The organism is Stenotrophomonas maltophilia (assembly GCF_047497515.2).
Taxonomy (GTDB): Bacteria; Pseudomonadota; Gammaproteobacteria; order Xanthomonadales; family Xanthomonadaceae; genus Stenotrophomonas.
In genome coordinates this window covers 252,036-277,977 of sequence record NZ_JAXAXL020000003.1, presented here as the reverse complement: position 1 = coordinate 277,977, position 25,942 = coordinate 252,036, and the positions used below count along the sequence as shown (strand labels likewise).

24 protein-coding genes are annotated in these 25,942 nt (G+C 66.8%); 5 read left to right on the top strand and 19 right to left on the bottom strand.

Annotation, left to right across the window (positions count from 1 at the left end; all coding sequences use genetic code 11):
* Window positions 1–45 precede the first annotated feature (45 nt).
* From ACMZPQ_RS08190 to ACMZPQ_RS08130, 13 genes are all read right to left on the bottom strand, one after another.
* Entirely contained in the window at window positions 46–1,266 is a 1,221-nt protein-coding gene (locus tag ACMZPQ_RS08190) for a flagellin (protein WP_197582851.1), read from the bottom strand.
* Between the two features lie 384 nt (window positions 1,267–1,650).
* Window positions 1,651–2,853, bottom strand: coding sequence for a flagellar hook-associated protein FlgL (flgL, locus tag ACMZPQ_RS08185; RefSeq protein ID WP_197582849.1), 1,203 nt, complete (start codon window positions 2,851–2,853; stop codon window positions 1,651–1,653).
* Window positions 2,850–4,730 (bottom strand): flagellar hook-associated protein FlgK, encoded by a 1,881-nt coding sequence (gene flgK / locus ACMZPQ_RS08180; RefSeq protein ID WP_197582848.1) that lies wholly within the window; start codon window positions 4,728–4,730, stop codon window positions 2,850–2,852. Before flgK ends, flgL begins: the two co-directional genes overlap by 4 nt.
* 8 nt (window positions 4,731–4,738) lie before the next feature.
* Entirely contained in the window at window positions 4,739–5,938 is a 1,200-nt protein-coding gene (gene flgJ, locus ACMZPQ_RS08175) for a flagellar assembly peptidoglycan hydrolase FlgJ (protein ID WP_197582847.1), read from the bottom strand.
* 1 nt (window position 5,939) lies between these two features.
* Window positions 5,940–7,082, bottom strand: coding sequence for a flagellar basal body P-ring protein FlgI (locus ACMZPQ_RS08170; protein WP_312647165.1), 1,143 nt, complete (start codon window positions 7,080–7,082; stop codon window positions 5,940–5,942).
* 2 nt (window positions 7,083–7,084) lie between these two features.
* A complete protein-coding gene (gene flgH, locus ACMZPQ_RS08165) occupies window positions 7,085–7,777 on the bottom strand; it encodes a flagellar basal body L-ring protein FlgH (RefSeq protein WP_197582844.1) in 693 nt (230 codons plus the stop codon).
* Between the two features lie 22 nt (window positions 7,778–7,799).
* A complete protein-coding gene (gene flgG / locus ACMZPQ_RS08160) occupies window positions 7,800–8,585 on the bottom strand; it encodes a flagellar basal-body rod protein FlgG (RefSeq protein WP_005409571.1) in 786 nt (261 codons plus the stop codon).
* A gap of 103 nt (window positions 8,586–8,688) precedes the next feature.
* Window positions 8,689–9,438 carry a flagellar basal body rod protein FlgF gene (locus ACMZPQ_RS08155; protein WP_197582843.1) on the bottom strand — a complete coding sequence of 250 codons (750 nt, stop codon included), beginning with the start codon at window positions 9,436–9,438 and terminating at the stop codon, window positions 8,689–8,691.
* A gap of 32 nt (window positions 9,439–9,470) precedes the next feature.
* The gene (gene flgE / locus ACMZPQ_RS08150) at window positions 9,471–10,694 is read right to left on the bottom strand and encodes a flagellar hook protein FlgE (protein ID WP_197582842.1); all 1,224 of its coding nucleotides are present in this window, start codon (window positions 10,692–10,694) and stop codon (window positions 9,471–9,473) included.
* A gap of 32 nt (window positions 10,695–10,726) precedes the next feature.
* Complete coding sequence (locus ACMZPQ_RS08145; protein WP_197582840.1) at window positions 10,727–11,410, bottom strand: flagellar hook assembly protein FlgD; 684 nt, start codon at window positions 11,408–11,410, stop codon at window positions 10,727–10,729.
* A gap of 23 nt (window positions 11,411–11,433) precedes the next feature.
* Window positions 11,434–11,841 carry a flagellar basal body rod protein FlgC gene (gene flgC / locus ACMZPQ_RS08140; RefSeq protein WP_033835497.1) on the bottom strand — a complete coding sequence of 136 codons (408 nt, stop codon included), beginning with the start codon at window positions 11,839–11,841 and terminating at the stop codon, window positions 11,434–11,436.
* 3 nt (window positions 11,842–11,844) lie between these two features.
* The gene (flgB, locus tag ACMZPQ_RS08135) at window positions 11,845–12,240 is read right to left on the bottom strand and encodes a flagellar basal body rod protein FlgB (protein WP_005409576.1); all 396 of its coding nucleotides are present in this window, start codon (window positions 12,238–12,240) and stop codon (window positions 11,845–11,847) included.
* A 126-nt stretch (window positions 12,241–12,366) separates the two neighbouring features.
* The gene (locus ACMZPQ_RS08130) at window positions 12,367–13,311 is read right to left on the bottom strand and encodes a chemotaxis protein (protein ID WP_197584367.1); all 945 of its coding nucleotides are present in this window, start codon (window positions 13,309–13,311) and stop codon (window positions 12,367–12,369) included.
* Window positions 13,312–13,593: 282 nt separating this feature from the next.
* Between ACMZPQ_RS08130 and flgA the strand changes: the two genes are divergently transcribed.
* The 4 genes from flgA to ACMZPQ_RS08110 all read left to right on the top strand — a co-directional run bounded on the left by flgA (window position 13,594) and on the right by ACMZPQ_RS08110 (window position 16,278).
* Window positions 13,594–14,250 (top strand): flagellar basal body P-ring formation chaperone FlgA, encoded by a 657-nt coding sequence (gene flgA / locus ACMZPQ_RS08125; protein WP_197584365.1) that lies wholly within the window; start codon window positions 13,594–13,596, stop codon window positions 14,248–14,250.
* A gap of 75 nt (window positions 14,251–14,325) precedes the next feature.
* On the top strand, window positions 14,326–14,631 hold the full coding sequence (gene flgM, locus ACMZPQ_RS08120) for a flagellar biosynthesis anti-sigma factor FlgM (protein ID WP_197584362.1): 306 nt from the start codon (window positions 14,326–14,328) through the stop codon (window positions 14,629–14,631).
* Entirely contained in the window at window positions 14,628–14,966 is a 339-nt protein-coding gene (locus ACMZPQ_RS08115; protein ID WP_006366325.1) for a flagellar protein FlgN, read from the top strand. Before flgM ends, ACMZPQ_RS08115 begins: the two co-directional genes overlap by 4 nt.
* A 91-nt stretch (window positions 14,967–15,057) precedes the next feature.
* Window positions 15,058–16,278, top strand: coding sequence for an ATP-binding protein (locus tag ACMZPQ_RS08110; protein WP_197584360.1), 1,221 nt, complete (start codon window positions 15,058–15,060; stop codon window positions 16,276–16,278).
* Between the two features lie 93 nt (window positions 16,279–16,371).
* On the opposite strand, the gene ACMZPQ_RS08105 is transcribed toward ACMZPQ_RS08110, so the two are convergent.
* Window positions 16,372–18,144 (bottom strand): EAL domain-containing protein, encoded by a 1,773-nt coding sequence (locus tag ACMZPQ_RS08105; RefSeq protein WP_312647439.1) that lies wholly within the window; start codon window positions 18,142–18,144, stop codon window positions 16,372–16,374.
* Between the two features lie 4 nt (window positions 18,145–18,148).
* Window positions 18,149–20,251: a sensor histidine kinase gene (locus ACMZPQ_RS08100; protein ID WP_197580128.1), complete on the bottom strand. Its 2,103-nt coding sequence runs from the start codon at window positions 20,249–20,251 to the stop codon at window positions 18,149–18,151.
* Between the two features lie 131 nt (window positions 20,252–20,382).
* Between ACMZPQ_RS08100 and ACMZPQ_RS08095 the strand changes: the two genes are divergently transcribed.
* The gene (locus ACMZPQ_RS08095; RefSeq protein ID WP_197580129.1) at window positions 20,383–23,142 is read left to right on the top strand and encodes a bifunctional diguanylate cyclase/phosphodiesterase; all 2,760 of its coding nucleotides are present in this window, start codon (window positions 20,383–20,385) and stop codon (window positions 23,140–23,142) included.
* A gap of 110 nt (window positions 23,143–23,252) precedes the next feature.
* On the opposite strand, the gene ACMZPQ_RS08090 is transcribed toward ACMZPQ_RS08095, so the two are convergent.
* From ACMZPQ_RS08090 to ACMZPQ_RS08075, 4 genes are all read right to left on the bottom strand, one after another.
* A complete protein-coding gene (locus ACMZPQ_RS08090; protein WP_197580130.1) occupies window positions 23,253–23,780 on the bottom strand; it encodes a hypothetical protein in 528 nt (175 codons plus the stop codon).
* A gap of 137 nt (window positions 23,781–23,917) precedes the next feature.
* Complete coding sequence (locus ACMZPQ_RS08085; protein WP_197580131.1) at window positions 23,918–24,265, bottom strand: hypothetical protein; 348 nt, start codon at window positions 24,263–24,265, stop codon at window positions 23,918–23,920.
* 96 nt (window positions 24,266–24,361) lie between these two features.
* A complete protein-coding gene (locus tag ACMZPQ_RS08080; protein ID WP_197580132.1) occupies window positions 24,362–24,577 on the bottom strand; it encodes a hypothetical protein in 216 nt (71 codons plus the stop codon).
* Window positions 24,578–24,675: 98 nt separating this feature from the next.
* Entirely contained in the window at window positions 24,676–25,866 is a 1,191-nt protein-coding gene (locus ACMZPQ_RS08075) for a methyl-accepting chemotaxis protein (RefSeq protein WP_008268676.1), read from the bottom strand.
* Window positions 25,867–25,942 lie beyond the last annotated feature (76 nt).

The window sequence follows — 25,942 nt, the reverse complement described above, 5'->3', positions numbered from 1 at the left end:
TGAGTTGGGTTAGACGCCCCCGACGTGCTTCGGGGACGACTCATGTCAGCGCTGCAACAGGCTGAGCACGTTCTGCGGTACCTGGTTGGCCTGGGCCAGCATGGCCGTGCCGGCCTGCTGCAGGATCTGGGTGCGGGTCAGTTCGGCGGTTTCCTTGGCGAAATCGGTATCGCGGATGCGGCTGCGCGAAGCCGACAGGTTCTCCGAGGAGGTCTGCAGGTTGGCCACCACCGAGGTGAAGCGGTTCTGGATCGCGCCGAGGTCGGCGCGGACGCTGTTGACCGACTCCAGGGCCTTGTCGACGATGGACATCGCCTTCTGCGCGCCCTCGGCGGTGGTGACGTTCAGGTCCTTGACGAAGCTGGCCGCTGCACCGGTCAGGGTGCCGCCGTTGGTGCTGGTCTCGGTCAGGCCCAGTCCGGCGAGGGTGGCGGCGGTGACGCCGGTCGGCGGGGTTGCTGCGCTGACACCCAGGGCGAAGGTCTGGCCATCCTTGACCGAGGCCAGGCTGACGACACCGGCATTGACCGAGGCAACCACACCGGTTTCGCCCAGCTTGTTGTTGATCGCTGCGGCGGTGGCCGAGGTGATCGATTCGCCAGCCTTCACGGTGAAGTCGCTGATGGTGACCGTGGTGGCGGTGCCGCCCGGCGGGGTCACCGAGACCTGCAGGCCGGAGTAGGTGGTGTCGGCGGTGGCCTTGTCGGCGGCTGCCAGGCTGGTGCCGGTGTAGCCGTTGGCGAAGGTGGCCGCGCCCAGCGAATCGGCCTTGGCATTGACCACGCTGTTGATGGCGATGGCCTGGCCGGCGTTGGCGCCGACCTGGAACAGCTGGCTGGTGAAGCTGCCATCGAGCAGCTTGGTGCCGTTGAAGTCGGCCTGCTTGGCGACGCGGTCGATTTCGCTGACCAGCTGGGTCACTTCGGCCTGCAGGGCCTTGCGGTCGCTGGCCGAGTTGGTGGCGTTGGAGGCCTGCACACCCAGTTCGCGGATGCGCTGCAGGTTGTTGCCGACTTCATTCAGCGAACCTTCGGCGACCTGGGCCAGCGAGATGCCGTCGTTGGCGTTGCGGATGGCCACGTCCAGACCACGGATCTGGGTGGTGAAGCGCTCGCTGATGGCCAGGCCGGCGGCGTCGTCCTTCGCGCTGTTGATGCGCAGGCCGGACGAGAGGCGCTGGATGGTGGTAGCGAGCGAGCTGCCGCTGGTGCTCAGGTTGCGCTGAGCGTTGAGCGACATCGTATTGGTGTTGATTACCTGTGCCATGGGGTCGTCTCCTCTTATATGGAACCCGTTGGTGAATGAAACGAAGCGCCGCCTGTTTTTTTGTGTGGCTGTGTGCTTCGCTGTTGCCAAATGAATAACGGCGCTTTGTCAACAACCTTTAGCCGTGAATTCCGCTTGAGCTGCAATTCGGTGCTGATGGCTGTTTTCCCGGGGTTTTTCAGCCGTGGAGGGCGTGAAGGCGACCCCGGAAAGGGGGCGGTCGGGCATGCCCAACCAGCGCTGATGAAGGTATCGGCGGGGCGGCGCTGGCCTTGATGGGCAATCACGGAAATTCCGCCTTGGAGGGCGTGGCGCCGGGCGCTGAAACGAAAAAGGCCGCGATGCAGGGCATCGCGGCCTTTCAGGGCTGATGTTGTGAAGGCGTCAGCGGATCTTGTTGAACAACGACATCGACTGCATCTGCGAGAAGATCGTCTGTGCCGCCTGCAGCGCCGTGCTCTGCAGCTGGTACTGGCTCAGGGCGTCGGCGTAGTCCAGGTCGCGCATCTGCGACAGGGTGGCTTTCAACGTCACGCCGTTGGCCTCACGCATCTCGGCGGCGTTGTCCAATGCCTTCAGCTGCGCACCGCCGGCGGCGCGCGAATCGATCATCCGTTCCGATGCACGTGCGACATCGCGCAGCGCGCTCTGCAGCTCGTTCTGCTGTGCGGACATCTTGGCGGTGGTGCCGGTGTCGGCATCCAGCGCGGCGATCAGCTTGTCCATGGTGGCGAAGATGTCGCGGCTGGTGGCAGGCGTGACGTTGAAGCTGTCGCCGGTCGCGGGCGCGCCGGTGATCTGCAGGCGTACACCGTTCACTTCCACGTTGTCCCCGGCCTTGAAAGTGCCGGTACCGGTGACGTTGCCGGCGCCGTCCAGCACCTGGTACTGGTCGGCAGCGGTGAAGCGGATGCTGAAGGCCTGTCCGTTCCAGCTGTCACTGCCGTCGCGGGTGATGTTGGTCAGCACGCCGTTGCCGGTGTTGCCGGCCGCCGCACCGCCATCGACAAAGCCGTCGCCGGTGGGGATGCGCATGAAGATCTCGCTGCCCGGCAGCGCGTCGCGCACGTAGGTATCCGGGCCGACTTCGATCTGGCGCTGGGTCTGGTCACCCCGATAGACCACCTTGCCGTTGATCTTGGCAAACGGCGGATCGCCATCGTTGGTGCCGCCGAACACATAGCGGCCGGTGCCGTCGTCGGCGTTGGCCAGCGACAGCAGGCCGTCGCGGATCTGGTTCAGTTCGGTGATCAGGGTTTTCTTGTCGGGCGCGCTCAGCGCCGGATTGCTGGCCTGGATGGTCAGATCATTGACGCGCGTCATCAGGTCGTTGACCTGGGCCAAGGTGTTTTCCTGCACGCCAAGCCTGTTCTGCACGTTGCCGGCATTGAGCTTCATGCGGTCCAGCGCAGCCAGGCTGCGGTCAAGGCCGACCGCGGCACCTGCGGCAACCGGATCGTCCTTTGCGCTGACGATCTTGCTGCCGGTGGCGATCTGCTGCTCCAGGTGGCTGAGCTTGGCCTGCTTGGACATCATCAGCGACACGGACTGGTTGAACATCATGCTGGTGGAGATGCGGCTGCTCATCGGCGGATGGCTCCCAGGATGGTCTGGAACATGCTGTCGGCGGTGGAGATCAGCTGCGACGCGGCCTGGTAGGCCTGCTGCAGGCGCAGCATGTCGGCCGCTTCCTCATCCAGGTTGACGCCGGACACTTCGTCGCGGGCCTCCTGCGCCTTGTCATTGATCACCAACTGCGCTTCCAGCGAATACTCGGCCGAACGTGCGGCAGCGCCGACCTGGGTGGTCAGGCCGCCCAGCGCACCGTTGAGGGTGACCGTGCCGCTGTTGAACGCCTTGGCGCTCTCCACCTTGGACAGCCGGGTCGCATTGCTGTTGTCCGACGAACCGGCCGGGGTCGGCGTGATGTTGAAGGTGTCGCCGACCTTGGGTGCACCATCCAGCACGAAACTCCAGCCGTTGGCGCTGATGGTCTGGCCGGGCGTGTAGGTCTGCGGCGGCCCACCATCGATGGTGTAGGTGGTGGCCGAGGTGAACACGATGGCGGCCGGATTGCGCAGGTTCGCGTTGGTCGAATCGCTGACGGTCACCCCGCTCAGCTTGCCGGTGCCGGTGTTGGCGGTCGCCGCGGCGCCCTTGACCGCAGCGGCGGCGGCGATGCGCGACGGATCGGTGATCGCCACTTCCATGCTGCCGGCGACGCCCGCGGTCGGCTGCAGCAGGAAGCGGTCATTGGCGGCCGGAGTGCCACCGACCACCAGGTTGACGCCGTTGATCACCAGCGGATCGGCGGCGGTACCGGTACCGGTCAACGGAATGCTGGCGCCGGTATCGGCGCGGCTGGCCTTCCAGTTGGTGCCATCGAACTGCAGCACCACGTTCTGCGCGTCCAGCTTGCCCAGGTCGCCATAGGTGGCGCTGAGGCTGGCGCTGCCGGTGTTGCTGCTGTTGCCGGTGACGCGCGGATTGCCGATGTTGAAGAAGTCGCCGCCGAGCTGGCCGTACAGATCAACGCCCTGGTGGTGCACCTGGTTGAAGCTCTCGGCCAGGCCCACGGCCAGCTTGCCCAGTTCGGCCTGGGCCGGGGTCAGCACGGTGTCGCGGAACTCCAGCAGGCCGCCGATCTGTCCGCCGACCGCCTTTGGGTCGAGCCGGATCGTGTTGCCCTGGGTTTCCAGTGCCAGTTGCAGGCGCTCGGGCTGGTACGGGTCGGCCACGGTGCTGACCTTGGTCGCCGTGGTGCCCACTACCAGTGCGTTGCCGCCGGCGGTGTAGACATTCATGATGCCGCCGTCCTGGATCACCGCCGTACCGCCGGTGTAGCCGATCAGCTGGCTGATCAACTGGTCGCGGCGGTCAAGCAGGTCAGGCGCCGCGCTGGCGACGTTGGTGCCGATCGCACCGTTGATCTGCGCGATCTCCTGCGCCAGGCGGTTGACCTCGGTGGCACCTGCCAGCAGGCCGTTGTTGACCTCGCTGTTGAGGTTGTTCAGGTGCGTGTTGAGCTGCACGAAACGGTTGGCCAGCGCCTTGCCGCCGTCCAGCATGTTCTGGCGGTCGGCGGTGCCGGCAGCATTGGAGGACAGGCCGCTGACCGAGTCGAAGAACTTCGACCAGACGCCGGAGACGTTGGTGGCTGCATCGGAGAACAGCGAATTGACCCGGTCGGCCATGCCCGAAAGCTGCTTCAGGCGCGCCAGTTCACCGCTGCTGTCGAGCAGGCGCGAGATTGCCAGCTGGTCGGCGGTGCGGCGGATGTCGGTGATGCGGGTGCCGTTGCCGACCGTGCCGTAGCCATAGTTCTGCGGATCGGCGGTGGCGAAGTTGACCTTCTGCCGGCTGTAACCCGGGGTATTGAGGTTGGCCACGTTGTGGCTGGTGGTCGCCAACGCACGCTGGAAGGCGAGCAGGGCACCGGTACCGGTGGAAAGTACGCTGGACATGGGGTTCCTCAACGACGAGTGATACCCAGCGCCGCGGTTGCGGTGCTGGCGAAGGTCTGGCCAAGGCGCGTGCCGGCGTCGGCCACGGCGCTGACGGCGCGCTCGATGGTCGGGCCGCCGGCGATCGCGGCGATCTTGGCGGCGTAGCGCGGGTCGGTGGCATAGCCGGCACGCTGCAGGCCGCGCGCGAAGCCCTGCACGTCGGTGCCGGCCTGCAACGCCTGCTGGTAGCGCGGGCTGGTCTTCAGCAGGCGCACGTAGTCGGCGAAGCTTTCGGCCGGGGAGCTGTAGGCGCGGAAGCTGGCGGTCTCGTTGCGGCGCACGCCGTCGACGTATTCGTGGGTGCCTGCCACGGCGCGCTGGCCGTTCCAGCCATTGGCCTTGATGCCGAACAGGTTGTGAGAGGTGCTGCCGTCGGCATGCTTGATATGGCGCTTGCCCCAGCCGGTCTCCAGCGCGGCCTGGGCCACCAGCGCGCGGGCATCAACGCCCAGCTCCTTGGCCGCGCTCTGCGCGTGCTGCCAGATGCTGGCAACGAAACCTTCCGGCGTGTGTTCGCCCAGCTGGGCGACGGCGCTGCGCGTGGCCATGGCATCGGCCGGGCTGATGGCGGTGCCGCGGTTGCTGGCAGTTGCGGACCACTGGTCGCTGCTGGCGGCCCAGTCCTGGTCCTGCAGGCCGCCGATGTACGGGTCCTCGGTGCCCAGCGAGCGATGCATGCTGCTGCTCTCGCGGCCGGCGATCAGGTCCAGCGCCTGCGCCATCGGTGCCACTGCGGCCTGTGCACCCGACTGGGCGCCGGCCGCCATCTGCTGCAGCAGGCGCACGGCCTGGCTGCCGTCTTCCAGCGGCAACGAGGGGGCCGGTTTGGCCGGCGCGTTCAACTGGTAGGCGCGGCTGGCCTTGGCCGGGTCCACGCGGGTATCCAGCGCCGGGCCATCGGCGGCCTGGCCGGACAGCTGGCGGCTGATCATGCCCGACAGGCCCAGGCCCTTGCCGCGCGTCATCGCCTCGGCAATCTTCTGGTCGTACATGTCGCGGAACATCTTGTTCTCGCCAGGGAACAGCGAATCGCCGAAGCTGGCGTCACGCATGCTCTTGACCAGCATCTGCGCGAACTGGCCTTCCAGCTGGCGCGCGACCTTGTCGATCTTGGCCGGATCGTTCTGTTGCGCCGGGTGCAGATCGAATGCGGGAGTGATGCGCATATCAGATCACCTCGAGCTCGGCACTCAGTGCGCCGGCCTGCTTCAGGGCTTCCAGGATCGCGATGAGATCGCCCGGCGCCGCGCCCACTGCGTTCACCGCGTGCACGATTTCGTCCAGGGTGGTGCCGCCGCTGAACTTGAACATGCGGCTGCCGTCGTTGGTGGCGGTGATGGTCGACTGCGGGCTGGCCACGGTGCGGCCGCCGGACAGGGCGTTGGGCTGGCTGACGTTGGTGTTTTCCTGGATCGTCACCGTCAGCGAACCATGCGAGATCGCGGCCGGGCCGACCCGCACCTGCTGGCCGATGACCACGGTGCCGGTACGCGAATTGACCACCACCTTGGCCGGCGCGCTGCCCGGGGTCAGTTCCAGGTTCTCGATACGTGCCAGCAAGCCGATGCGCGCGCCCGGATCGGTCGGCGCGGTCACCGCCACGGTCACGCCATCGACGGCACGCGCGGCGCCTTCGCCGAACGCGTTGTTGAGCGCAGCGACCATCCGCGAGACGGTGGTGAAATCGTTGTTGTGCAGGTTCAGGGTGATGTCGCCGCCATTGGCGAGCGGATCGGGCAGGGCACGTTCCACGGTGGCGCCGTTGGGGATACGGCCGACACTGGGCACGTTCACCGAGACGCGGGAACCGTCCTTGCCCTGCGCACCGAAGCCGCCGACGATCAGGTTGCCCTGGGCGATCGCGTAGATCTGGCCATCGGCACCACGCAGCGGGGCCATCAGCAGCGAGCCGCCACGCAGCGACACCGCATTGCCGATCGAGGATACGGTGATGTCGATCGGCTGGCCGGGCTTGGCAAACGGCGGCAGCTCGGCGTGGATCGCCACGGCGGCCACGTTCTTCAGCTGCGGGTTGACGTTGGGCGGCACATTGACGCCCAGCTCGCCGAGCAGGTTCTTCAGGCTCTGCACGGTGAACGGTGCCTGGCTGGTGCGGTCACCGCTGCCATCCAGGCCGACCACCAGGCCATAGCCCACCAGCGCATTGCCGCGCACGCCACCGACCTGGGCCAGGTCCTTGATGCGCTCGGCGCTGGCCGGGGCCACCACCGCGAAGACCATGAACACGCCACAGTAGAGCGACGCCATGCGTCGCTGCCACGAAGAAGAGGAGAAGAGTTTCATGGCCATACTCAGAACGGCGTCAGGCCGGAGTTGAAGAAGCGGCTCAGCCAGCCCATCGCGTTGGACTGCGCGACCGGGCCGCGACCGCCATAGACGATGCGGGCTTCGGCCACGCGGCTGGAAGGAATGGTGTTGTCCTGGCTGATGTCGCCGGGGCGGACGACGCCCTGCACCTGCACCAGTTCATCGCCTTGGTTCAGGCGCAGGTTCTTCTGCCCCTGCACGACCAGGTTGCCGTTGGGCAGGCGCTGGACCACGGTGACGGTCACGCTGCCCTGCAGCCGGTTGCTCTGCGCGCTGTTGCCCTTGCCGGTGAAATCACGCTTGCCGGTGGCCGACGCGCTGAGGATGTCCTTGCCGCCGAGGGTGACCGGCGCACCGAGGATCGAGGGCGTCCCCAGGTTGAGGTTCGACTCCTTGTTGGTGGCGGTGTTGGCACTGGTCTGCGCGGTGGTGTTTTCCAGCAGGGTGATGGTCAGCAGGTCGCCGACATCGCGTGCGCGACGGTCCGAATACAGCTGCAGGGTCGGGCCGGCAGCGTAGATCGCGCCCGCGGTCGGCGCGGCCTGCGGCGGCACGATCGGCTGGATCGGCGCCATCGCCGGGTAGGGGCGCACGTCGCCCGCAATCACGCAGCCACCGAGCAGGGCGACCACGGTGCAGGCGAGGGCAGTGCGGGCAAGTTTGAAAGTGGGCGACATGGCGGTTTCCCGGTTGGGCCGGTCAGAGCTTGTTGTTGAGGTAGCCGAGCATCGAATCGGTGGTGGAGATCGCCTTGGCGTTCATTTCGTAGGCGCGCTGGGTTTCGATCATCGACACCAGCTCTTCCACCACGTTGACGTTGCTGCCTTCCAGTGCGCCCTGTACCACCGTGCCAAGGCCGTTGAGGCCGGGGTTGCCGTTCTGCGCCGGGCCCGATGCGGTGGTTTCCAGGAACAGGTTTTCACCGCGTGCCTGCAGGCCGGCCGGATTGACGAAATCGGTCAGGGTCAGCGCGCCCACTTCCACCGAGGCGGCGCCGTCGGCCATCTTCACGCTGATGGTGCCGTCGGTACCGATGGTCACCGACTGCGCGCCTTCGGGAATCTGGATGCCCGGCTGCACCGGATAGCCGCTGTTGGTGACCAGCTCGCTGTCCTGGTTGATCTTGAACGAGCCGTCACGGGTGTAGGCCGAGCTGCCGTCGGGCATCTGCACTTCGAAGAAGCCGCGGCCGTTGACCATCACGTCCAGTGCGCGGCCGGTCTGTTGCTGGCCACCCTGCTCGAAGTTCTTCGCGGTGGCGACCACGCGCACGCCGGTGCCCAGCTGCAGGCCGGTCGGCAGCTGGGTCTGCGCCGAGGAAGAGCCGCCGGGCTGGCGCACCTGCTGGTACAGCAGGTCCTCGAAGCTGGCACGGTCCTGCTTGAAGCCGGTGGTGTTGGTGTTGGCGAGGTTGTTGGAAACCACCGACATGCGCATCTGCTGCGCATCCAGTCCGGTTTTTGCGATCCACAATGCCTGGTTCATCTTCGGTGTCCTGTCTGGTGGAACTGGCCGCGCGATGCGGCCCTTGGTATCGGGTGTGCAAGCGGTGTGCCAGCGCCGCCGTCAGGCCGGCGCCGGAATACCGTCAACTGCCGAGGCGCAGCAGGCTGTTGGCGCTGCGCGCGTTGTCGTCGCCATGCTTGATCACCTGCACCTGCATTTCGTACTGGCGCTGCAGCTGGATCATCTGCACCAGTGCGCCGGCGGCATCGACGTTGCTGCCTTCCAGCTGGCCGCTGTGTACCGCGGTGCCCTGTGCCGGCGCGAACGGCTGGCGCGGGTCGGTGTTGCGGAACAGGCCATCGAGGCCGCGTTCGAGGCGTTCATCCGGCGCCTGCACGACCTTGATCCGGCCGACCTGGGCCATGGTCTGCGGGCCTTCGCCCTGCGGGATGATCGAGATCGTGCCGTCAGCGCCGATCTCCATCGCCTGGTAGGGCGGAATGGCGATCGGGTTGTTGTTGTCATCCAGCACCGGGCGGCCGCTGGAGGTCACCAGCTGGCCGTTCGGCGTCACCGACAGTGCAGCGCCGCGTGTGTACGCCTCGCTGCCATCGGTGGACTGCACGGCCAGCCAGGTGCCGGTCTGCAGCGCCAGGTCCAGCGGCTTGCCGGTGATGTGCTGCGCGCCGGGCCGGCGGTTGAAGCCGGCGTCGACGTGCAGCGCATCCACCCGCGAGGCAAAGCCCGGGCCGCGGATCGGGAAGGCTTCGGTGTTGGCCAGCGCTTCCTTGAAGCCGGGGGTGTCCGAGTTGGCGAGGTTGTGGCTGAGCGTTCCCTGCGCCTGCAGGGAGGCGCGGGCACCGGTCATCGCCACGTAAAGGGCTTTATCCATGCGGGGAGTTCCGTGACAGGGTCAGCAGCTCATCAACGGATGTTGATGACGGTCTGGGTGATCTGGTCCTGGGTGGTGATCATCTGCGCGTTGGCCTGGAAGTTGCGCTGCGCGGTAATCATGTTGACCAGCTGCTCGGTGAGGTCGACGGTGGACGCTTCCAGCGAGCCGGCCTGGATCTTGCCGAGGTTGGAGGTGTCCGGCATCGCGGTGCGCGGCGTGCCCGATTCGAAGGTCTCCACCCACAGGTTGTTGCCCTTCGATTCCAGGCCCTGGGTGTTGTTGAAGGTGGTCAGCGCGACCTGGCCCAGCGGCTTGTCGTCACCGTTGGAATAGCGCGCGTAGACCACGCCCGACTCGGACACGGTGATCTCGTTGAGCTTGCCGGCCGCGTAGCCGTCCTGCTGCGTGTTGCGCAGCGCGAACTTCTCGCCGTACTGGGTCGAGCCGCTGATATCCAGCGTCATGTTCAGCTGGCCGGCGCCGGTGGTCGGGGTGAAGGTGCCGAGGCTGACCTTGCCGTTGGCCGGTGCGGTCAGCTTGCCGCTGTTGTCGAAGGTGACCGGGGTCGGTGCACCGGCCGGCTGGCCGTCGACGTAGTTGCGCACGGTCCACTCGTTCGGGTTGGCGCCCTTCACGAAGTACGAGACCTGGATGTGGCTCACACCCAGCGAGTCGTAGACGGTGATGCCGCCGCTGGAGTGGTTGTAGCTGTTGGAATCGGCCGGGTCGAACGTGGCCACCGTCGGCTGCTTGGCGTTGGCCGGCAGGGTGAAGCCGACCTTCACTTCGCTGGTCTGCTTCGGCGGGCTGTCGGTGGTCAGCAGCTGCAGGTCGACCAGGCGGCCGGCGTCGAAGTTGGTGCCGTCGGCGTTCGGTGCGAACACCTGCAGGCGTGCACCCTGCGGGTTCACCACGTAGCCGGCGGCATCGGTCTGGAAGTTGCCGGCGCGCGAGTACACGCGCGAGCCATTCATGTTCATGGTGAAGAAGCCTTCACCGGAAATGGCCATGTCCAGGCTGCGCCCGGTCTGCTCGTTGTGGCCCTGGATGAACTGCTGGGCGACATTTGAAACGCGCACGCCCGAACCGGTCTGGTTCTTCGACAGGCCGTAGCTGGTCGAGGCGAACAGGTCGGCGAACTCGGCGCGCGACTGCTTGAAGCCGGTGGTGTTGACGTTGGCGACGTTGTTGGCGGTGACGCTCAGGTCGGTGTTGGCGGCATTGATGCCGGACAGCGAGACATTGAAGCCCATGGGATGCTCCTGGTTGATGCGGAAAGTGCGGCTCAGCTGACGCGGAGCACGTAGTCGATCGGGGCCGTGCCCAGGCCCTTGAGGTTCAGGTACAGGCCGTCGGAACCGACGGTCACGCTTTCCACCGGTGCCTGCACGTAGGTGGACAGCTTGGTGCTCTTGCCGGCGGTGTCGACGTGGTTGGCGACGATGGAGTACTTGCCCGGCTCCATGCGCTTGCCGTTGGCATCCTTGCCGTCCCACTGGAACGCGGTTTCGCCGGCGGCCTTGGCCTCAACGCTCAGCGAGGTGACCTTGGCGCCGGTGGCGTCGGTGATGTCCACGGTGACGATGCCGGCCGAGGGCGCGGCGACCGTGCCTTCGACGCTGCCTTCCTTTTCCAGCACCAGCTTTTCCGACGGCACCAGCACCTGGTGGCCGACCAGCGCCGCGCCGCGCAGCACCTGGTCGCTGGCCATCGATTCCTGGAAGCCCTTCACCGTCTTGTTCAGATCGGTGATGCCCTGCACGGTGGACATCTGCGCCATCTGCGCGACCATCTGCGTGTTGTCCATCGGCTTCAGCGGGTCCTGGTGCTGCAGCTGTTCGGTCATCAGGCGCAGGAAATCGGCCTGGTCCAGCGTGTTCTTCTTCTTGGTGGCGTTGCTGTTGGGAGCGTTCAGGCCGAGTGCGGCGTAGACGTCCTGGTTGGTCTGGGTGTTGACGGAGGTGCTCATGGCGGTATCCGGTACTGCGGGCCTCAGCGGCCCATGGTCAGGGTGGCCAGGGCCAGTTCCTTGGCGGTGGTCAACATCTCCACGCCGGCCTGGTAATTGCGCGAGGTCGAGATCAGGTTGACCATCTGCGCCACCGGATCGACGTCGGGCTGGTAGATGTAGCCGTCGGCGTCGGCCAGCGGGTGGCCCGGCTCGTAGCGCTTGATCGGCGCCGCATCGCTCTGGGTGATCTCCTTCACCTTCACCGAGGTGATGTTCGGATCGTTCTTGCTGGTGACGGCCTGGAAGATCGGTTCCAGCGGCTTGTACACCGCGTCGGCGGAGCCGGCGACGGTGTCGGCGTTGGAGAGGTTGGAGGCGATGGTGCTCATGCGCACCGACTGCGCCTGCAGCGCGGAGCCGGCGATATCGAAGATCGGCAGATTGCTCATGGCTTATTGCCCCGTGATCGCGGTCAGCATGGAACGCACCTTGCTCTCGACGAAGCTGAGCGAGGCGCGGTACTCCAGCGCAGCGCGGCCATAGGCAGCGCGCTCGGCATCGGGGTCGACGGTGTTGCCGTCCAGGCTGGGCTGCACGCCTTCGCGCGCGATCTGGAACGGATTCAGGCCACTACTGATTTCGTAGTGCTGCTCGTGGGTGGTGGCCATCAGGCCATTGGCATCCTGCCCCTGGGCATGGCGCAGGGCGGCGTCGAAGTCCAGGTCCTGGGCCTTGTAGCCGGGCGTGTCGGCATTGCCGAGGTTGCTGGCGATCAGCTTCATCCGCTGTTCGCGCAACGGCATGGCCTGGGCATGGACGCCCAGGTAGTCGGTAATCAGGTTGCGCACGGTGCACTCCCACGGGAACGTTGCCCGGGAAGCTGCAAGGCGTGTGCCAAATTCGAGAGGGTAGTGCCGGCCGCTGGCCGGCTCTGGTTGCCGGCCAGCGGCCGGCACTACCGGGTCAGCGGACCGTCAGGCCGCCAGCGCGACCTTGCGCAGGCGGTCCAGCACGAAGTCGGCCAGTTCGTGCGGCGAGTACTTGGCGACAAAGGCGTTGGCGCCGACGCGCTCGACCATCGCATTGTTGAATACGCCGGACAGCGAGGTGTGCAGCAGCACGTACAAGCCGGCCAGGCCCGGGTGCCGCCGGATTTCCGTCGTCAGCGTGTAGCCATCCATGGCCGGCATTTCGATGTCCGAGATGACCATGGCATAGCGCTCGGCCGGGTTCTCGCCCGAGGCGTGGATCTGCAGCAGGTGGTCCAGCGCCTGCTTGCCGTCGGAGAGCAGGGTGGCGCCCACCCCCAGCTGGTCCAGCACGCTGCGGATCTGCTGGCGGGCCACGCGCGAGTCGTCCACCACCAGCACCTGCAGCTGCGGGCCATCGGAGGGCATCGCCATCGCCGGGTCGAGCACCGCTTCGCCGCGGATCTGGGCGATGTCGGCCAGCACGCTTTCGACGTCGATCACCTGGATCAGCTCGCCCTGGAAGCGGGTCACCGCGGTCAGGTAGCTGGATTCGGCGCCCAGTTCCGGCGGCGGATGGATGTCTTCCACCGCGATGTTGACGATGCGTTCCACACCGCTGACCAGGAAGCCCTGGATCGATCGGTTGAATTCGGTGACGACCAAGTAGCCGGGCGCAGTGTCCGCCTCCGGCTCACGCTCTGGGTGGCCGATGGCCAGTCCCAGGTCGAGCACCGGTACCGAGCGGCCGCGCACGTCGGCCACGCCGGCGAACTGGCCGGGCAGCCCGGGCACCTGGAACAGTTCCGGGCGCCGCAGGACTTCCTGCACCTTGAAGACATTGACGCCAAAAAGCTGACGTCCGCCGAGACGGAACAGCAGCAGCGCCAGGCGGTTGTGGCCGGCCAGGCGGGTCCGCTGGTCGATCCGGTTGAGCAGGTCATGGGACATGGCTGCTGTATCGGCGCTGCAGCGGCAGAACTTGAGGGTGGTCTGCCACACGCGTGTTCCGCATCGCCTCTGCTCTTTTTGTTTTGTAGAGTCGACTGTCAGTCGACCGCACTTATCCGATCGCGGGAAATCCCGCGCTTCGCGCGAAAGTCGACTGACAGTCGACTCTACCCGTCCCGATCCCCATCCTCGGTCCCCCGATCCCATCCCGGCCAAGAGGCTCTGCCCCTTTGGCACACCCCTTGCACGCAGCTGGGCCAGATCCCCACGACAGGAGGCGTCATGCGCCGGGTCACATCCCTATTCGCCGTCGCGCTGGCCATCGCCTCGCCGTGGGCTGCCGCTGCCGACTGGCAGCCGGTAGCCAGCATCCGCGCCGCGGCGTTGACGACGCTGCCGGCGGGCAGCGAGGGCGAGGCCCAGGTCGCCGACGCACTGCGCCTGCCCAAGTGCGGTGGCGCGCTGCAGGTGCAACCCACCGCCAACACCACGGTCGAGGTCAGCTGCCCGGACGCCGGTGGCTGGCGCCTGTTCGTACCGGTGAAGGTGCGGCGCAACCAGAGCGTGCTGGTCCTCAATCGTGGAATCGGCACTGGAGAAACCATCACTGCCGCCGATATCACAACTGCCCAGCGCGATGCAGCCCGGATCGCCGGCGCGGTACTGTCCGACCCGAATGCAGCGGTCGGTCGCATCGCCCGCCGTCCCTTGCAGGCCGGGACCCTGTTGTCGAACAATGACCTGGTGGTCCAGCGTCTCATCAAGCGAGGAGACAATGTGGCCCTGGTGTCGCGTCGCGGCTCGGTCGAGGTCCGTATTGCCGGCCGCGCGATGGGGGATGCAGGTGAGAACGAACGGGTCTCGGTGGAAAACCTGTCCTCGCGGCGGATCGTGCAGGGCACGGTCGATGCCGCAGGTGACGTAATCGTGGCGCGTTGAATTACCGCAGAATATCCCTAAAGATCACGGCCCTGCGGCCGTTATCCCTTGTGAACGGCAACTCCAGGACACCCCATGAGCCAGAAAATCGACGGCAACCTGCAGGTCCCCCAGGCACTGCGCAGCGTGACGACCCCGGCCAACAAGCCCGGCGTCAGCACCGATGCGGCGGCGCGCCCGGTCGAGGCGGCCGACAGCCTGCGCCTGACCGGCGAGGCCACCAACCTGCAGGCCATCGAGCGTGAGCTGACCACCGCCCCGGCAATCGACGCCCAGCGTGTGGCAGCCGTGCGCGAGTCACTGCAGAACGGCACCTACAAGATCAATCCGGACGCGATCGCATCGCGCATGCTCGATCTGGACCAGCAGCTGCAGGGATGACCGCAGCGATGAGCGAGCCGCTGCAGCGTCTCGCCCAGGCCCTGGACGTTGAACGCCAGGCCTTGGTCGAGCACGACGTGCACGCCCTGATCCGGGCCACCGGCGCCAAGCTGGAGGCGCTGCGTGCGCTGGAAGGCGCGCCGCCGGTCGGGGAGGGCGAACAGCTGCAGGAACTGGCCGAGCGCAATCGCGCCAATGGCGTGCTGCTGTCGCGGCGCCGCCGCGAGGTCAACTGGGCACTGCGCCAGCTGGGCCGCACCGAAGACGCCTCGGCCTACGACGCCAAGGGCCAGTCGCACACCGTCACTGCACGGCGTCCGCTCGCTGTCGCCTGAAGCGACGGCGGTCGCACTCTGTATTCCGGCGGGCTGAAGCCCGCTGCGTGACCGCGTATATTGGGCGCCTGTTCGAACGCCCTGAGTCGCCGTGTCCGCTGCCAACGCCCTGGTTACCGCCCCCCTTCCGCCGCAGCCGGTGCTGCAGGCGCTGCTTGAGCGCCTGCGCGAAGGCCTGCTGCTGTTCACCGAGGACGGGCAGGTCGCGCTGGCCAATCCGGCCGCGCAGAACCTGCTGGCCAGTGGCGAGGATGGCGCACTGCCGCCGCCGCAGCGCCTGCGCGAGCTGCTGCCGTCGGATGTGCTGGAGCAGGCGCGACAGCATGGCCACTGGAACGGCAGCCTGCCGCTGGGCGAGGGCGTGGTCATCGCCCACCTGTACCATCATGGTCCGGTCGGCGAAGGTCACTTCCTGGCGCTGTTCCGCCACATCGAAGGACAGGAAGACTACGAGCGCGAGCTGCAGCAGCGCCACGCTGAACTGCGCCAGGCCTACCTGCGCCTCAACGGCACCCAGGAAAAGCTGCTGCAATCGGAGAAGATGGCGTCGATCGGCCAGCTCGCCGCAGGTGTGGCGCACGAGATCAACAACCCGATCGGTTACGTGCATTCCAACCTCGGCAGCCTGCAGGAATACCTGCGCAGCCTGTTCACCGTGATCGAGGCCTACGAGCGCGCCCTGCGTGCACCGGACCCGAAGGCGCTGATCCCGGAAATCGACGATATCCGTGACCGCCTGGACATCGATTTCATCAGCCGCGACCTGCCGCAGTTGATGGCCGAATCACGCGAGGGCATCGAGCGGGTGACCCGCATCGTGCGCGACCTGAAGGACTTCTCGTATTCCGGCCGCGACGAGTCGTGGAAGCTGGTCGACCTGCACGCGGGCCTGGAATCGACCATCAACATCATCTGGAACGAGCTCAAGTACAAGGTCACCCTGGAACGCGAGTTCGGCCAGCTGCCGCTGGTGGAGTGCCTGCCGTCGGAGTTGAACCAGGTCTACATGAACCTGCTGCTCAACGCCGGCCACGCCATTGCCGAGCGCGGCACGATCACCGTGCGCACAGGCGTCGACGGCGACCACGTCTGGGTCGAGTTTGAGGATACCGGCGGCGGCATCTCGCCGGACCTGCGCCAGCGCATCTTCGATCCGTTCTTCACCACCAAGCCGGTGGGCAGCGGCACCGGCCTGGGCTTGTCGATTTCCTACAGCATCATCAACAAGCACCACGGCCGCATCGACCTGGACAGCACGCCGGGTGTCGGCTCGCGCTTCCGCGTGGTGTTGCCGATCAAGCAGCCGCGCTGACCGCTGATGGTAGTGCCGGCCGCTGGCCGGCAGCCTCATTGAACCCGACATCCAGAGCAGCCGGCCAGCGGCCGGCTCTACCAGAGGGGATCGTCACCGCAGCGGGCGATCCTCGCCGCCGTCGCCGGTTTCAACCGGTGCCGGCCCGCCATTGCTGCGGCGCTGTTCCTCATAGGTGCGGAACGCCTGGTGGATGTGCTTGCGCAGCTCATCGTCGTTCCAGGGCTTGGTCAGGAACCGGTAGATCGCGCCGCGGTTGATCGCGTCGGTCACCGTGTTCAGATCGGTGTAGCCGGACAGCACCAGCCGGATCGTGTCCGGGTACAGCATCTTCACCCGGCCCAGGAACTCGGTGCCGCTCATGTCGCTCATGCGCTGGTCGGACAGGATCACCTGCACGTCGTTGATCGCCAGCAGGTCGAACGCATCGCGCACGTTACCCGCCGCCAGGATACGGTAGCCATCGCGGCGGAACAGGCGCACCAGTGAGCGCAGCACGTTCTCTTCGTCGTCCAGCAGCAACAGCGTGCGGTCCGGGCGGGTCTCGGCGAAGGCCTCCGGGCGCAGGTAGCGGCGGCGCAGGGTCATGCCGGCGGCATCGGCCGACATCGGTTCGCCGAACAGATAGCCCTGGAACACGTCGCAGTCGTTGCGGCGCAGGAAGCCCAGCTGCGCCTGCGATTCGACGCCATTGGCAATCACCGTCATGCCCAGCTGGTGGCCCATGGCGATGATGGCGCGGGCGATGGCCGCCTCGCGGTTGCCGGCCGGTGCGCTCTTGATGAAGCTGCGGTCGATCTTCAGCTTGTCCACCGGATAGCGCACCAGCGCGCTCAGGCTCGAATCGCCGGTGCCGAAGTTGTCCAGGCTCAGGCTGATGCCTTCATTGCGCAGGTTGGCCAGCGTTTCATGCACGAAATTGACATTGTTGGTCAGCGCGCTTTCGTTGATCTCCAGCGTCAGCATCTGCGCAGGTACGCCTGCGGCCTGCAGCAGCGACATCACTTCGGCGAAGAAATTCGGGCGCAGCAGCTGCAGCGTGGATACGTTGACCGCGATGGTGAAGTCATCGAAGCCCTGGTCGCGCCACAGCCGGGCCTGCTTCAGCGCGCCTTCCAGCACCCAGGTGCCGATCTGCACGATGATGCCCAGCCGCTCGGCAGTGCGCATGAAACGTTCCGGCACCAGCATGCCCAGGGTAGGGGACTGCCAACGCAGCAGCGCTTCCATGCCCACCACGTGGCCGTCGCGGGCACTGACCAGCGGCTGGTAGCGCAGTTTCAGCTCGCCATTGGGAATGGCATCGACAATCTGGCGCGCGATGATGCTCTCGCTGTGTGCGCTCGGCGGAGTGTCCACCGCATGGATGCGTACCGCGTTGCCGCCTTCGCGCGCGGCCTGATACAGCGCGTCCTCGGCATGGTCCAGCAGGCGCGAGGTGCTGCTGGCATGTTCCGGGCACAGGCTCACGCCCAGCTTGCCGGTCATGAACAGCGTGTACGGCAGCACCGAGAGCGGCAGCTCCATCTGCTGGCGGATTTCTTCGGCGAAGTCCTCCGGCAGCGGTACGTCGGCGGTGCGCGGCACCGCGATCAGGAACTCGTCACTGCCGTGGCGCCACAGCTTGCCGCGCCCGCGCAGGTAGGACTGCAACCGCTGCGCCACCAGCACCAGGGCCTGGTCACCCACCTCGGCGCTCATGTTCTCGTTGACCGAGGCGAAGTGGTCGATGTCCACGTGCATCAGCATCAGCGTGGTGCCGCCGGACGCCGCCTCGGCGACCATCGCCTGCAGCTCGGGGTTGCCGGCGCCGAGGCGGTCGGGGGCATCATCGATGCTGACCGGGGGCAGGTTGGGATTCCACATAGGCTCAGTATTCCGGTGACTCGACGGCGGCCATGCTGGCCGCCTGGTAGGGGAGGTGGACGTCGATCAGGGTGCCTTCGCCGTGCGCCGACTCGATCCGCACATGGCCACCGACGCTCTGCGCGCGCTCGCGCATCACGATCAGGCCCAGCCCGCGCGGGCCATCCGGGTCGAAGCCCTCGCCGTCATCGCGGATCTGCAGGTGCAGCCCGCGCTGGCCGACGTCGCGCAGCTGCAGCTGCACCTGGCTGGCGCGCGCGTGGCGCAGCACGTTGGTCAGGCTTTCCTGGGCGATGCGGAAGCAGGCCTGCTCGATGCTGTTGTCGGGGCGGTGCGGCAGCGGCTCGATCTCGGCCAGCAGTTCCACCGGTGAGGAGCGGAACAGCACGCGCGCCTGCCAGCTCAATGCGGCTTCCAGCCCCAGCGCGTCCAGCTGCGGAGGGCGCAGCAGGGTGGAGATGTCGCGCAGCTTGGCCACGGTGGTATCGGCAAGCCCGACGATCTGCGCGAGGTCCTCGGCGCGGCGCTGTGGGTCGTCCTCATCTTGCGCGGCATACGCCGAAAGCTTGATCGCGGTGATCGCCTGGCCGATGTCGTCGTGCAGATCGCGCGAGATCGCACGGCGCTCGTCTTCCTGCAGCGAGAACAGGCGGCCGGCCATCGCCTGCAGTTCGCGGTTGCTGGTTTCCAGTGCGCTGCGGGTGCGCTCGGCATCGCTCAGGTCACGCACGATCAGCAGCTTGCAGTCGCGCCCGCCGTAACGCACTTCGCCCACCGCCAGGCCGGCATGGAAGCTGCGGCCGTCCGCACGCTGCATCGCCACCACGCTGCTGTGCCCGGGGCCCAGGTGCGGCTGCCCGGCACGCAGCTGGCTGCGCACGCGGGCCAGGTCGTTGGCCGCCACCAGTGCCGACAGCGGCTCGCCCAGCAGGGTGTGGGTGCCATAGCCGAACAGGCTGGCGGCCCAGGCGTTGGTGTACAGCACGTGTTCGTCGGAAAGGATCACCACGCCGTCGGGCAGCACCCGCACCAGTTCGCGGAACTGCTCCTCTCGCTCGCGCAGCAGGCGCCGCGACTGTTCATGCTCGGTCACGTCCTGCAGGGTGCCCAGCACGCGATCGCGGCCGGCCTCATCCAGGCCGCTGGTGGCGCGCAGGTGCACCATCAATGCACGGCCATCCATCGACAGCAGCGGCAGCAGTACATCCACCTGCGCCGCGTCGCCCGAGCACAGATCGGCCAGCAGCTGCTCGGTCTGGGCGGCGGTGGCCGGGTCGGCCGGCACAAGCAGTTCGTCAAAACGGTGCCAGCGCCGGGCCTCGGGCGGGCGCCGCCCGAGCAGGCGATAGACCTGGTTGGAATAGCGGCCCAGTCCGCTGGACGGGTCCAGTTCCCAGGCGCCGATGCGGGCCAGCTCATGCGCCTCTTCCACGCGCGCCAGGGCCTGGTCGCGGCGCAGCTGCGCGAGGTCTTCGGCGGTGCGGTCGATGGCGATCAGCAGGCGCGCGTTGTGGCCGTCGTAGCTGATGGCGTTCGAGCGCAGTTCCATCTGGCGCAGGCTGCCATCGCGCAGCTGCAGCTGCGTGCGCAGGATGCACAGCTCCTCCGGCGCTTCGCGGATCGCCTCCAGTTTGGTCTGCAGGGCCTGGTCCTGGCCCGGCGGCCACAGCGCATCGATGCGCTGTTCCAGCAGTTCGTCGCGCTCCCAGCCGAAGGTGCTGCAGGCGGCGGGGTTGGCGTCGAGGATGGCCAGCGTGTCCAGGTCGTAGACCAGGATCGGCCCGGGATTGCCTTCGAACATCTGCCGCAGGCGCAGTTCGGAGGCCTGCTGGCGGGCGTGGGTATGCAGCACATGCTCGGCCAGCGGGCGCAACAGCAGGTACAGCAGGCCGGCACTGGCCAGCGCGAAGAACGAGCCCTTCACGCTCTGCCATACCGCGGCCTGTTGTGGGTCGGGCACCAGCGCCTGCACGGCGCTGTCGGACGCGATCATCCAGGCCAGTGCCATCACCAGGTAGCTCAGCACCACCCGCCGCCGGTCACGGCTCAGCGCCTGCGCCATCCGCGGGTCGGGAACAGGGGCGTTGCCGGTCGGTTCTACGGGCATGGACGGCGTGGATGAAAGGGGCGCCGGCCATCTTACCGCGCAGGTGTGCCCTGACCACTCAATTATCCGCCGCAGGCGCCGTTAACCACTGCGTGCCCCGCTGACGGGCGTGTCATCCGGAGCAAGATCGCGTGGACCAAGGGATCATCGCCAGCCTGCTGCAGCACCCGCTTGCGTCGGCGCTGGTCATCGTCGACCGTACCGGGCGCCCGCTGGCTGCCAATCCGGCTGCGCGCGAGCATGGCCTGCCGGCTACCGTGGCAGCGTATGCGCCGATGCTGGAAGATCTGCGCCTGATGGCCGCCGATGGCGGCATCGTGGCGTGTACGTTGCCGGGCGGCCCACGTGGCCACTACGACGGCCACCTGCGTGCCGTGCATGACGGTGCCGGCAATCTGCTGGCCTTCACGCTGAGCATTCCCGAGCCGGTACCGGTTGATGGCGGTGGGCGGTGGGAGCTGGCACTGGACAGTGCGGGCCACAGCCTGTGGGACTGGGATATCCCCAGCGACCGCGTGGCCAGGACCCCGGCACTCGGGGACGAGACGGCCACCGAAATGCTGTCACGCGTGCACAGCGACGACATCGTGCAGGTACGCGCGGCGCTGGACGAACATCTGCGCGGGCAGAGCGAGCAGTACAGCGCCCAGTTCCGCTTCCGCCAGGCCGACGGCCAGTGGCGGTGGGTACTCGACCGCGGCCGTGTGGTGGCGCGTACCGCCGACGGCCAGCCGTTGCGCATGGTCGGCACGCATACCGATATCCAGCAACAGAAGCAGCTTGAATCGCTGCTGCAGGAACAGCAGCTGCACCTGAGTGAGGCGCAGCGCATCGCCAGCATGGGCAGCTGGTCGTTCGACCCCACTACGGGCCATTTCTGGTGGTCGCCAGAACTGCGCTCGCTGCTGGCGCTGGAGCAGGGCGCCGTGCCCGGCCAGCGGCGCTGGTTGAAACAGCTGCATCCGCGTTCGCGTGGTGCGTTGCGCGCGGCCTGGCGGCGACTGTGGCGCGATGGTCGTGCCGCCAACCTCGAACTGGAACTGACCCGCGGCAGCGAGCCCTCGCAACACCTGCGGCTGTGGATGCAGCCCTTGATGGACCTCGATGGGCAGCCCAAGCGACTGCTCGGGCAGGTGCAGAACATCACCGAGCAGCATCAGACCGATGCGCTGATCCGCTGGCGTACCGAACTGCTCAACCGCGTTTCCGCGCTGGGCCGCATTGGCGGCTGCGAGATCGAAGTGCAGACCCGGCACATGCAGTGGACCGAGGAGTGCTACCGCATCCACGGCCTGCGCAAGGAGCCGATCACCCTCGACCAGGCGCTGGCGCTGTATACCGAGGATTCGCGCAACGCCTTCGAGGCGGCGTTGGTGCGGATCGCCAATGGTGGGCTGCCCGAGCAGCTGGACCTGTGCTTCTATCGCCAGTCCGGCCTGCGGGTATGGGTGCAGGTGCTGGTTGAACTGGACCGGCGCGATGGCCTGCCGCCGCGCTTCGTGGTGCTGTTCCGTGACATCACCCGCGAGCGCGAGGCCAACGAGCGCATTGAACTGCTGGCCCATTACGATCTGCTGACCGGTCTGCCAAACCGGGTGCTGCTTGGCGAGCAGACCGCCGAGGCCATCGAGGAAGCGCGTGATCGCGGCACTTCACTGGCGATGCTGTTCATCGACCTGGACGGCTTCAAGACCATCAACGACAGCTTCGGCCACGCCACCGGCGATGCGCTGCTGAAGGCGGCTGCCACGCGGCTGCACCAGAACCTGCGCAACAACGATCTGTTCGGCCGCTTCAGTGGCGACGAGTTCATCGTCGTGCTGCGCGACCTGGCTGAGCCAGAGGACGCCGGGCATGTGGCGCGCAAGCTGATTGCTTCGCTGGCCGAACCGCTGCGCCGGGGCGAGACCACCCTGAAGGTGGGCGCCAGCGTGGGCATCGCGATGCTGGGCGATGCACAGACCGACTTCGATTCACTGCTGCGTGCTGCTGACGCCGCCATGTACGCGGCCAAGGAAGCCGGCCGCAACACCTACCAGTACTACAGCCAGGACGCGCTGGCCCGCATCCAGCGACGGCTTGAGCTGGAGCACGGCCTGCACGGCGCGATCGAACGCGAAGAGTTCAGCCTGGCGTACCAGCCGTTGCTGCATGCGCACCATGGCGAGCCGCCGGCGATCGAGGCCCTGCTGCGCTGGCATCGACCGGGCATCGGCTATTGCAGCCCGGCCGAGTTCATTCCCATTGCCGAGAAGTGCGGCGAGATCGTGCGCATCGGCGACTGGGTACTGAACGAAGCCTGCCGGCAGGCCACGGCCTGGGACCGCGCCGGACTGCGTTTCGACCGCATCGCGGTCAATGTTTCGGCGGTGCAGCTGCGCGACCGGGGCTTTGCCGAGCGCGTGATCGAGATCTGCCATGCCCATGGCTGGCCTCCGCAACGGCTGGAGCTGGAGTTGACCGAGTCGGCGTTGATCCGTGACACCGACATCCTGCGCCACTGCTTCGATGTGCTGGAACGGCATGGCGTACCGCTGGCGGTGGATGACTTCGGCACCGGCTTCTCCAACCTCAACTACCTCAACCGCTTCCCGGTCGGGCGCCTGAAGATCGACCGCAGTTTCGTGCAGGGCATGCTGCACGATTCAGGCACGGCCGAAGTGACCCAGGCCATCGTGCATCTGGGCCACGCGCTGGGCATGAAGGTGGTGGCTGAAGGCGTGGAGACGCACCAGGAAGAAGACATGCTGCGCCGCCAGGGCTGCGATGAGATCCAGGGCTATCTGTACTCGCGTCCACTCAGTCCGCGCGATCTGGCGCAATGGTTGCGCCAGCCCCAGCCGACCTCGGCGTGCACCGACGCCAGTGGCGAAGTGGTGCTGGTGCGCTAGCTGGCGACCATCCACGCATGGCGTGGATCTACCGCAACCCGCGATGGTGGGTGCCGACCGTTGGTCGGCACTGATGCTGGTGCTCGCGACCATCCACGCATGGCGTGGATCTACCGCCTCGGGTCGACAAACCGCTGCGGAAACTCGAAGCGCACCCGCGCACGCACCGCCTCCACCACGTCGGCATAGCGGCGCAGTTGGATGCGGTAGCCCATAAGGAACACCAGCAGGAAGGCCAGCATGGGCCAGGCCATCGGGTGCATCAGGATGATGGGCAGCAGCATCACCGTCATAACCAGGGCGAACCAGCTGCAACGCCCGATCACGCGCACCTCGCGCCGTCGCTTGTCTACCACCAGCTGCCCGCGCATCAGCGGAAAATAGCGGCCGCCAAAGTGCGGAGCGAAGCTCTCGCGGAAGGCCACGCTGCCATCGGGCAGGGGGTGGAATGCCGGACTCACCCATCGCTCGATGGGCAGGTCACGCTCCAGCCCAGCCAGTGACAGCTGGGCCAGCTCGGCGGGGGAGGCGGCGATGCGCTGATTGAACAGGATGATGCCGGTTCGATAGAAAAACGGTGCCCAGGTGATCAGCAGCAGCAATTCGATCAGCATCACGGCGATCAGGGCGATGGCCATCGGTCTTCCATGAGCGGGACCGGGGCATCATGCCACAACGATTTCGCCACCCCGGTAGATCCACGCCATGCGTGGATGTTGCGGCGAGGGCCAGGCGTCACACCGGCGGATGAAAGCCATCCACGCATGGCGTGGATCTACCGGTTCATCAACGCAATGCCTGCAATGGAATAGCTGGCGATCAACAGCCCGATCGCGTACTCCGCGACGATGATCAGCCAGAAGGTCATCGGCTCGATGTCCCGCCATGCATCAATGGTGCCGGAGCGGTGATGGCTTAGATGGACATGCCCGGTGTTGATGGCAGTTGCCGGCGCCCAGGCAAATAGAAAGGCCATCAGCATGAAGAGCAGGCTGCCGAACAGGAAGGCGACAGGTCTATGCCGGGGTGGCCGCAAAGTGGCGTAGGCGGGGCGCCAGGTGAAGGTGACCGCGATGAGCACCATCACAGCAAATCCCAGCCAGGTCATGAACGTGGTGCTCATGCGACGACACTCCGTGTCCGGCCGTAGGCGGCGTGGACGGATCATGCCATGGTTCTGCAGGGGGTGGCGGTAAAGCCATCCACGCATGGCGTGGATCTACCTCAGCGCTTCGCCTTCCAGGCCCAGGTCCCACGCTAGCCCCAGCAGCTCCTCGTCCGCGCGGGACGGCGCCGGGCGCGCATCCGCCAGCTGCTGCAGCTCGCGGATCTCTTCGCGTGCGACCTCTTCCAGCTGTTGCAGCTGCTCACGCACGCTCGCGTTGCGCGGGCGCTCGGTATCGGTGAGAGAGGGCAGGGCGCGGATCAAGGTCATGGTGCGCGTACAGGATGCATCCAACGGCAGGTTACAGGCAAAGGCCCCGGTGTGACCGGGGCCTTGCGGGCTGCCGGCAACGGCAGCGGACATCAGGATCAGAACAGCTCGACGGTACCGGCGCCCATGCTCTGCTGGGCAACCGGCTTGTGCGGCGGGCGTTCCCATTCGCTGCGCAGTTCGCGCAGGCGGCTGCCGGTGCGCTGCAGGGCGGTGGCGATCTCTTCGTCGAACACGCCGCCATTGCGGTGCAGCAGCTCCTGCAACGCCACCGCTTCGCGGTTGATCGCGGTCAGGCGGTCCAGGTGGGTGTGCACGCCGCCCAGCGCCTGGGTGGCGATGTCTTCGAACTGCAGGGCGCGCACGGCCTCGGCCACGCTGCCATCGATCGAGCGGGCGCAATCGGACACTTCGCGCATGCCATCGCCCAGCGACGCATTGATCTGCGCCACGTTGTCGAGCATCGCCGCCGCTTCCTGGCGCGCTTCACGGGAGCGGTCCATATCGCGCGAGGCCATGTGCGAGACCGTCTCGCGCACCTTGGCAATGGCGTCCTTGGAGCTGTGGGCCAGCTTGCGGATCTGCTCGTTGAAGGTGGTCGAGCGCTCGGACAGGTTGCGCACCTCGTCGGCCACCACGGCGAAGCCACGACCGGCTTCACCGGCACGCGCGGCTTCGATGGCGGCGTTCAGGGCCAGCAGGTTGGTCTGGTCGGCGATCGACTTGACGTCTTCCAGCAGCGCGAAGATGCCATCCAGGTGCTGCGCCATCTGGTCGATGTGCTGCACGGTGGTGCTGCTCTGGCCGCTCACCTGCTCCAGCGCTTCCACCAACTGCTCCATGCGATGGCTGGCGTGCTGGGCGAAACGGGCAACGTCGAGACCGGCGCTGCCTTCATCACCGGCGCGGTCGACGATGCGCGACAGGGCCTGGCTCTGCTGGCGCGACTTGCGGTTCATCGCATCGAAGCTGCCGCCGAGGCTGGAAACGGCCTGGCGGATCAGGTCGCGGGCGCGCTCGACTTCGCCACGCGAACCGTCGATTTCATTGCCGACGAAGTTGCGCAGTTCGGTCAGCAGCTGATCCTGCTCACGCAGGACGCGGGCATGTTCCGGGGAACGATGCGCCTGTGCGCGGGTGGTCCACCACGCAAAGCCCAGCCAGCTCAGCGTCATCGTGGTCAGGATCGCCCAGCGCAGGGCGGCTGGCCATTCGAATCCGATGGCGAAGGGGAGCAGCAGGGTCAGAGCCAGGGGGGCGGCCAGACGGATGAAAATGCGTGAGTACATGGACGTTCTCGGGAGGTGCACGGAGGATGTATCGGCCGTACCCCCTTTCTCTTTAACGTCGATGTGCCTTGAAGTG

Bases quoted from the DNA above. Each gene is read 5' to 3' on its own strand.
- flgG (WP_005409571.1), bottom strand. From the start codon at position 8,585: ATGAACCAGGCATTGTGGATCGCAAAAACCGGACTGGATGCGCAGCAG.
- flgK (WP_197582848.1), bottom strand. From the start codon at position 4,730: ATGTCCAGCGTACTTTCCACCGGTACCGGTGCCCTGCTCGCCTTCCAG.
- ACMZPQ_RS08145 (WP_197582840.1), bottom strand. From the start codon at position 11,410: ATGAGCACCTCCGTCAACACCCAGACCAACCAGGACGTCTACGCCGCA.
- ACMZPQ_RS08085 (WP_197580131.1), bottom strand. From the start codon at position 24,265: ATGAGCACCACGTTCATGACCTGGCTGGGATTTGCTGTGATGGTGCTC.
- flgM (WP_197584362.1), top strand. From the start codon at position 14,326: ATGAGCCAGAAAATCGACGGCAACCTGCAGGTCCCCCAGGCACTGCGC.
- ACMZPQ_RS08115 (WP_006366325.1), top strand. From the start codon at position 14,628: ATGACCGCAGCGATGAGCGAGCCGCTGCAGCGTCTCGCCCAGGCCCTG.
- ACMZPQ_RS08100 (WP_197580128.1), bottom strand. From the start codon at position 20,251: ATGCCCGTAGAACCGACCGGCAACGCCCCTGTTCCCGACCCGCGGATG.
- ACMZPQ_RS08105 (WP_312647439.1), bottom strand. From the start codon at position 18,144: ATGTGGAATCCCAACCTGCCCCCGGTCAGCATCGATGATGCCCCCGAC.
- flgC (WP_033835497.1), bottom strand. From the start codon at position 11,841: ATGAGCAATCTGCCGATCTTCGATATCGCCGGCTCCGCGCTGCAGGCG.
- ACMZPQ_RS08090 (WP_197580130.1), bottom strand. From the start codon at position 23,780: ATGGCCATCGCCCTGATCGCCGTGATGCTGATCGAATTGCTGCTGCTG.
- flgJ (WP_197582847.1), bottom strand. From the start codon at position 5,938: ATGCGCATCACTCCCGCATTCGATCTGCACCCGGCGCAACAGAACGAT.
- flgA (WP_197584365.1), top strand. From the start codon at position 13,594: ATGCGCCGGGTCACATCCCTATTCGCCGTCGCGCTGGCCATCGCCTCG.
- ACMZPQ_RS08075 (WP_008268676.1), bottom strand. From the start codon at position 25,866: ATGTACTCACGCATTTTCATCCGTCTGGCCGCCCCCCTGGCTCTGACC.
- ACMZPQ_RS08170 (WP_312647165.1), bottom strand. From the start codon at position 7,082: ATGGCCATGAAACTCTTCTCCTCTTCTTCGTGGCAGCGACGCATGGCG.
- flgH (WP_197582844.1), bottom strand. From the start codon at position 7,777: ATGTCGCCCACTTTCAAACTTGCCCGCACTGCCCTCGCCTGCACCGTG.
- ACMZPQ_RS08130 (WP_197584367.1), bottom strand. From the start codon at position 13,311: ATGTCCCATGACCTGCTCAACCGGATCGACCAGCGGACCCGCCTGGCC.
- ACMZPQ_RS08155 (WP_197582843.1), bottom strand. From the start codon at position 9,438: ATGGATAAAGCCCTTTACGTGGCGATGACCGGTGCCCGCGCCTCCCTG.
- ACMZPQ_RS08080 (WP_197580132.1), bottom strand. From the start codon at position 24,577: ATGACCTTGATCCGCGCCCTGCCCTCTCTCACCGATACCGAGCGCCCG.
- ACMZPQ_RS08190 (WP_197582851.1), bottom strand. From the start codon at position 1,266: ATGGCACAGGTAATCAACACCAATACGATGTCGCTCAACGCTCAGCGC.
- flgE (WP_197582842.1), bottom strand. From the start codon at position 10,694: ATGGGCTTCAATGTCTCGCTGTCCGGCATCAATGCCGCCAACACCGAC.
- flgL (WP_197582849.1), bottom strand. From the start codon at position 2,853: ATGAGCAGCCGCATCTCCACCAGCATGATGTTCAACCAGTCCGTGTCG.